At 61.2% G+C, this 6,690-nt stretch carries 5 protein-coding genes and 1 other annotated feature; of the genes, 4 read left to right on the top strand and 1 reads right to left on the bottom strand.

The window, feature by feature from the left end; genetic code table 11:
* Positions 1-24 precede the first annotated feature (24 nt).
* From clpX to ASC45_RS14660, 3 genes are all read left to right on the top strand, one after another.
* Positions 25-1,293 (top strand): ATP-dependent Clp protease ATP-binding subunit ClpX, encoded by a 1,269-nt coding sequence (gene clpX, locus ASC45_RS14650; protein ID WP_055451773.1) that lies wholly within the window; start codon positions 25-27, stop codon positions 1,291-1,293.
* Between the two features lie 89 nt (positions 1,294-1,382).
* Positions 1,383-3,803, top strand: coding sequence for an endopeptidase La (gene lon / locus ASC45_RS14655; protein ID WP_055451774.1), 2,421 nt, complete (start codon positions 1,383-1,385; stop codon positions 3,801-3,803).
* Between the two features lie 268 nt (positions 3,804-4,071).
* Positions 4,072-4,638, top strand: a complete 567-nt coding sequence (locus ASC45_RS14660; protein ID WP_055451782.1) for a serine O-acetyltransferase — start codon at positions 4,072-4,074, stop codon at positions 4,636-4,638.
* Between the two features lie 200 nt (positions 4,639-4,838).
* Here the strand turns inward: ASC45_RS14660 and ASC45_RS14665 are convergent.
* Positions 4,839-6,096 (bottom strand): IS3 family transposase gene (locus ASC45_RS14665; protein WP_141655815.1). Its coding sequence is split into 2 segments (ribosomal slippage): positions 4,839-5,808 and positions 5,807-6,096, totalling 1,260 coding nucleotides; the frame shifts between segments, so codons are not numbered across the junction.
* Positions 5,703-5,818 (bottom strand) — a sequence feature (AL1L pseudoknot). Its footprint overlaps the gene before it by 116 nt.
* A 213-nt stretch (positions 6,097-6,309) precedes the next feature.
* Between ASC45_RS14665 and ASC45_RS14675 the strand changes: the two genes are divergently transcribed.
* A partial coding sequence (locus ASC45_RS14675) for a transposase (protein ID WP_245610079.1) occupies positions 6,310-6,690 on the top strand: 381 nt, incomplete at its 3' end.

Consider the following 6,690-nt stretch of genomic DNA (forward strand, 5'->3'; position numbering starts at 1 on the left):
CACCGATAGTGAATCCCTACGCTCATGGCTGACAAAAAATCGTCTTCGGGTGAAAAGACCCTGTACTGCTCGTTCTGCGGAAAGAGCCAGCACGAGGTCAAGAAGCTCATCGCGGGCCCGTCGGTGTTCATCTGCGACGAGTGCATCGACCTGTGCAATGAAATCATCCGCGATGAAGTCACCGCGGTCGATTCCCACGGCAAGGTGGCCAGCGCCGATCTGCCGACCCCGTCGGAAATCAAGGCCATCCTGGATCAGTATGTGATCGGCCAGGAGGCGGCCAAGCGCATTCTGGCCGTCGCGGTGTACAACCACTACAAGCGGCTCAAGCACATCGGGCAGACCAGCGACGTCGAGCTGGCCAAGAGCAACATCCTGCTGGTCGGGCCCACCGGCTCGGGCAAGACCTTGCTGGCACAAACCCTGGCGCGACTGCTCAACGTGCCCTTCGTCATCGCCGACGCCACCACGCTGACCGAGGCCGGCTACGTGGGTGAGGACGTCGAGAACATCATTCAGAAGCTGCTGCAGAACTGCAACTACGAGATCGAGCGCGCGCAGCGCGGCATCGTCTACATCGACGAGATCGACAAAATCTCCCGCAAGTCGGACAACCCCAGCATCACCCGCGACGTCTCGGGCGAAGGCGTGCAGCAAGCCTTGCTCAAACTCATCGAAGGCACCATGGCCTCGGTGCCGCCGCAAGGGGGGCGAAAGCATCCGAACCAGGATTTCATTCAGGTCGATACGACCAATATCCTGTTCATCTGCGGTGGCGCGTTCGATGGTCTGGAGAAAGTCATCCGCAACCGATCGGAGAAATCAGGCATCGGCTTCTCGGCCACGGTGAAGAGCCAATCCGAGCGCAGTGTGTCCGAAACCTTCCTTCAGGCCCAGCCCGAAGACCTCGTCAAGTTCGGTCTGATTCCTGAACTGGTGGGTCGCCTGCCCGTGGTGGCCGCGCTGGAAGAGCTCGACGAGGCTGCGCTGATCGAAATTCTCACGGCACCGAAGAACTCGCTGGTCAAGCAATACCAGAAGCTGTTCGAGATGGACGGCATCAAGCTGGAGTTTCGCCCTGCAGCACTCGAAGCGATTGCGCGCAGGGCGCTTGAGCGCAAGACAGGTGCACGCGGGCTGCGATCGATCGTCGAGCAGGCCCTGCTCGATCTGATGTTCGATCTGCCCAATGCGAAGGGCGTGGCCAGCGTCGTTGTCGACGAGAACGTGATTACCTCGGGTGCCAAGCCGCTGCTCATCTACGAAGACGCCGCGAAGGCTTCAGGAACCTGAAGGTTGCAGGCGGGGCGTCGGCCTGACGCCAGCTTGCAAATTCGGCCCGCGGCCCCATTTGCACTCCAACTATTTTTCGGGTGACCCACATGTCCGATACCCCTGAGCAAAACATCGACCTCACCGCGCTGCCTCTGCTGCCTTTGCGCGATGTGGTCGTTTTCCCCCATATGGTGATTCCCTTGTTCGTCGGGCGTCCCAAGTCGATCAAGGCGCTCGAATCCGCCATGGAGAGCGGCAAGCAGATCATGCTGGTCGCCCAGAAGGCCGCGGCCAAGGACGAGCCCAAGCCCGACGATCTGTTCGAGGTGGGTTGTCTGTCGAGCATTCTGCAGATGCTCAAGCTGCCCGACGGCACCGTGAAGGTGCTGGTCGAAGGCGCGCAGCGGGCCAAGGCGCTGAACATCCGAGACAACGGCGAGTTCTTTGCCTGCGAGGCGGTGCCTATCGCTTCCAGCTCGGAGTCGAGCGCGGAATCGGAAGCCATGCGGCGCGCGGTCGTGGCGCAGTTCGATCAGTACGTCAAGCTGAACAAGAAGATTCCCCCGGAGATTCTCACCTCGATTTCTGGCATCGACGATCCGGGTCGTCTGGCCGACACGATTGCCGCACACCTGCCGCTCAAGCTCGAACAGAAGCAATCAGTGCTGGATCTGCACGACGTGCATGCCCGCCTGGAAAACCTGCTCGAGCAACTCGAGCGTGAAGTGGGCATCCTGCAGGTGGAGAAGCGTATCCGTGGCCGCGTTCGGCGGCAGATGGAAAAGAGCCAGCGCGAGTACTACCTTAATGAGCAGGTCAAGGCCATCCAGAAGGAGCTGGGCGAGGGCGAGGAAGGCGCGGACATCGAAGAGATCGAGAAAAAGATCAAGGCTGCGCGCATGCCCAAGGACGCCAAGAAGAAGGCCGAAGGCGAGTTGAAGAAACTCAAGCTGATGTCGCCGATGTCGGCCGAGGCGACCGTGGTGCGCAACTATCTCGACGTGCTGGTTGGCTTGCCCTGGTCCAAAAAGAGCAAGGTGCGTCACGATCTCGCCTTTGCCGAGGAAGTGCTCGAAGAAGATCACTACGGGCTTGAAAAAGTCAAGGAACGCATCCTGGAGTACCTTGCGGTTCAACAGCGCGTGGACAAGGTCAAGGCGCCCATCCTCTGTCTGGTCGGCCCCCCGGGGGTCGGCAAAACCTCTCTGGGCCAATCCATCGCCCGCGCCACGGGGCGCAAGTTCGTGCGCATGGCCCTGGGCGGGGTGCGGGACGAGGCCGAAATTCGCGGCCATCGCCGCACTTACATCGGCGCGATGCCCGGCAAGATCCTCCAGAGCCTGAACAAGGTGGCGGTGCGCAATCCTCTGTTCCTGCTCGACGAGGTGGACAAGCTCGGCATGGATTTTCGCGGTGATCCTTCGTCGGCCTTGCTTGAGGTGCTTGATCCCGAACAGAATCACACGTTCAGCGACCACTATGTCGAGGTCGATTTCGACCTGTCCGACGTCATGTTCGTCGCCACCTCGAATTCGCTCAACATTCCACCGGCGCTGCTCGATCGCATGGAAGTGATCCGGCTGGCGGGTTACACCGAGGACGAAAAGGTCAGCATAGCCCAGCGTTATCTGCTGCCCAAGCAGATGAAGAACAACGGCGTGAAGCCCGACGAACTCGACGTCACCGAAAGCGCCATCCGCGGCATCATTCGTTACTACACCCGCGAAGCCGGGGTGCGTTCGCTGGAACGTGAGATTTCGCGGATCTGCCGCAAAGCCGTCAAGGGGCGGCTACTGAAGACTTATGCCGATCAGGTCGTGGTCACCGAAGACAATCTTCATGACTTCCTCGGGGTGCGGCGCTTCAATTTTGGCATGGCCGAGAAGCAGAATCAGGTCGGGCAGGTGGTTGGCCTGGCCTGGACCGAGGTGGGGGGCGATCTGCTGACCATCGAGGCGACATCGATGCCCGGCAAAGGCGCCATCCTGCGCACAGGGTCGCTGGGCGATGTGATGAAGGAGTCGGTCGAAGCGGCACGCACCGTGGTGCGTGTGCGCGCTCGCCGCCTGGGCATCAAGGACGAGTTGTTCGAGAAGCGTGACCTTCACATTCACGTCCCTGAAGGCGCGACCCCCAAGGACGGCCCGAGCGCGGGCATTGCCATGACGACGGCGATCGTCTCCGCCATGACCGGCATTCCGGTCAAGGCGGAGGTGGCGATGACGGGCGAGATCACGCTGCGCGGCGAGGTTCTCGGCATCGGCGGCCTGAAGGAAAAACTGCTCGCGGCGTTGCGTGGCGGCATCAAGACGGTGCTGATTCCCGAAGAAAACGTAAAAGATCTTCAAGAGATGCCCGAGAACGTAAAGTCCAATCTCACCATCATCCCGGTGAAATGGATCGATCAGGTACTGGATCTCGCCCTAGAGCGGGTTCCTGTTGCGCTGGAAGACGAGGGCGGTACCAAGGACGTAGCGGTCCCGGTGGCATCGACCGAGTCGACGCACTCCGAGGGCGCACGTCACTGAGCCTCATCGGAACAGTGTTCTCACGATGATGGCGCCCCACGGCGTGCTGCGTTGACGGCGCCGCCAGCCATCCCGCCGACATTCATCTGGCCCACATGGGCCGCCCCACCCCATGCCACCCAATCCGGTGGCTTTTTCTTTTTGGTCAATAACTTAGGATGCTCATTGCATCTCGATCGCTCTGCTCGATGCGTCCCTACGGTGCAGTGGCTGCAACATCGAGGTGCAAGAATGGATGCGACAGACCACGATACCCGGAGGAGGCAGCTTGATCCAATCGTATGCAGACTACCAGATGTATCTAGAAGCCGATCGCATTGCGCTGGGGGTGAACTCACGCTGGGCGCAGTTGTACGATGAGATCTATCAGTTCCAGCGCTTGCTAAGAAAAGTCGAATTTCTCACAAATTGCAGAAAAAGTTCGCTGCGCAGGCGCATCGTAGCGTTTCGGTTTCGTAGACTTTCGATCAGATTGGGCTTTTCCATTCCCATCAATGTGTTCGGGCCCGGGCTCGCCATACTTCATTACGGCACCATCGTGGTGAATTCGGGTGCGAGAATCGGTTCCAATTGCAGAATTCATACCGGAGTCAATATTGGTGCCCAGCTCGGTAGTGGGGGTAAGGCGCCAAAAATTGGAAATAATTGTTATATCGCTCCTGGCGCCAAATTGTTTGGCGATATCCATATTGGTGACAATACCGCCATCGGTGCCAATGCAGTGGTCAACAAGAGCTTTCCAGAAGGTAATGTGACACTTGGCGGAATACCTGCCAAGATCATTTCAGAGAAGTCGACCGAAGGTCTTTTCGTTCATGGCGACAAGCGTTTTTGAGTGCCCCCAGGGCAGGGCTGCGCCCAGCCCGCCCCCCACGGGGGTCATGAACCGCACCGGGTTTCGAGGAGGCTTGTTGGCTTGAGTCCGACCGTGCTGGCCTGACAGTCAAGCGGATGGTTGGGTTTCAGATTTTCTCTCACTCAGCCCCCTGCAGGGGCCGCCGGAGGCGCCCCCCGGTTGGGCCATGCCTGCATGGGTCAACCCTCCTGGTGATCTGTCGCGTGGGCAGCCGTGATGGTTGATGATGTCTGGGCCTGGTGTCGCCAGTAGGCGGCTTCGGCCTCGGCAGGCGGGATGTAACCGATGGGCTCGAGCAAGCGGTGGTGGTTGAACCATGAAACCCATTCGAGCGTGGCCAGCTCGACCGCTTCGCGCGTCTTCCATGGCCCGTGCCGGTGGATGACCTCCGCCTTGAACAGCCCGTTGATCGTCTCCGCCAGCGCGTTGTCGTAGGAGTCGCCCGTGCTGCCCACCGAGGGCTCGATACCGGCCTCGGCCAGGCGCTCGCTGTAGCGGATGGAGACGTACTGGCTGCCGCGGTCGCTGTGATGCACCAGTGCGCCGTCACGTTCAGCCCGGCGCGCATACAGCGCCTGTTCCAGCGCATCCAGCACGAAGTCGGTCTGCATCGAGGTACTCACCCGCCAGCCGACGATGAAGCGCGCGAACACGTCGACGATGAAGGCCACGTACACGAAGCCCTGCCAGGTCGAGACATACGTGAAATCCGCCACCCACAGCGCATTGGGTCGGTCGGCCTTGAACTGGCGGTTCACACGGTCCAGCGGACACACCGCGCGGGCATCGGGCACCGTGGTGCGCACGCCCTTGCCGCGGCGCACGCCTTGCAACCCGGCTCGCCGCATCAGCCGCTCCACCGTGCAGCGCGCGACGCTCACGCCTTCGCGCAGGAGTTGGCGCCAAACCTTGTCGGCGCCGTAGACCCGCAAGTTCTGCTCGAACACACGCTGCACCTGCGGCAGCAGGATGGCATCGCGCTGTGCCCGCGCAGGCAGCAGCGCGGGTTGGCGCACACGGGCGGCATGGCGCCGGTACGCCGACGGGGCAACCTGCAGCGCGGTGCAGATCGGCTCGACCCCGAGGCGCGCGCGGTGTGCGTCGATGAAGGCGTTCACTTCTTGTGATGGCGGTCGATCCGCGCAGGGCGAAATAGGCGCTGGCCAGCTTCAGGATCTCGTTGGTCTTGCGCAGCTCGCGCACTTCGCGCTCGAGTTCCTTGATGCGTTGCTGCTCGGCGGTGGTTGCGCCGGGGCGCTTGCCGCTATCGCGCTCGCCTTGGCGTACCCATTTGCGCAGGGTCTCTGCCGTGCAACCGATCTTGGAGGCGATCGACTCGATCGCCGCCCACTGCGACGGGTACTGGTCTGCGGCATCGAACACCATGCGCACCGCGCGCTCGATGACCTCGGGGGAATACTTCGGGGACTTCCTCATCATGGCTCCATTCTCTCAATCGAAGGAGCCTCCTCAAAAACCGGGGCGGTTCACTCGCCAAATTGACCGTGCTTTGCGTCAATCAAGTCTGGAGCCGTTGATCGCCAAACGAGTTGCATCCTTCGATCTGATGATGACTCTTGGGCGCCTCGAAAAACCTGGCGGTCTCGCGGCGGTGCGTACATGATGTGGTCGAGTTGATGTGACAAGGGGATGGGAGTGATCAAGGTCAGTCTGTTCGCGGAGCAGGAGCGCGAGACGAAGTTGGACAAGATCGGCGACGCGTTGAGCAAGCTGGCCGAGCATGTGGACTTCGCGGCGCTGGCCGCGGAGACCGACGAGGCAGCGCCGAGGCCGGGGCGTGAACGCGGTGGCCGCCCGCCGTTGCCGACCGAGCTGATGGTGCGGGTGCTGGTCGTGCAGCAGCTCTACAACCTCAGCGACGAGCAGATGGAGTTCCAGCTTCTGGATCGGCTGAGCTTCCAGCGCTTCGTGGGCTTGCGGCAGAGTTCGCAGGCACCGGACCGCACGACGATCTGGACCTTCAAGGAGCGGCTGATCAAGGCCGGCGCAACCGAGCGCATCTTCGAGGCG

It is taken from the genome of Thiomonas bhubaneswarensis, from assembly GCF_001418255.1.
In the GTDB taxonomy this organism is placed as follows: domain Bacteria; phylum Pseudomonadota; class Gammaproteobacteria; order Burkholderiales; family Burkholderiaceae_C; genus Thiomonas; species Thiomonas bhubaneswarensis.

What these genes read in the sequence shown, in the direction of transcription:
- lon (WP_055451774.1), top strand. Translation starts at nt 1,383, where the DNA reads ATGTCCGATACCCCTGAGCAAAACATCGACCTCACCGCGCTGCCTCTG.
- clpX (WP_055451773.1), top strand. Translation starts at nt 25, where the DNA reads ATGGCTGACAAAAAATCGTCTTCGGGTGAAAAGACCCTGTACTGCTCG.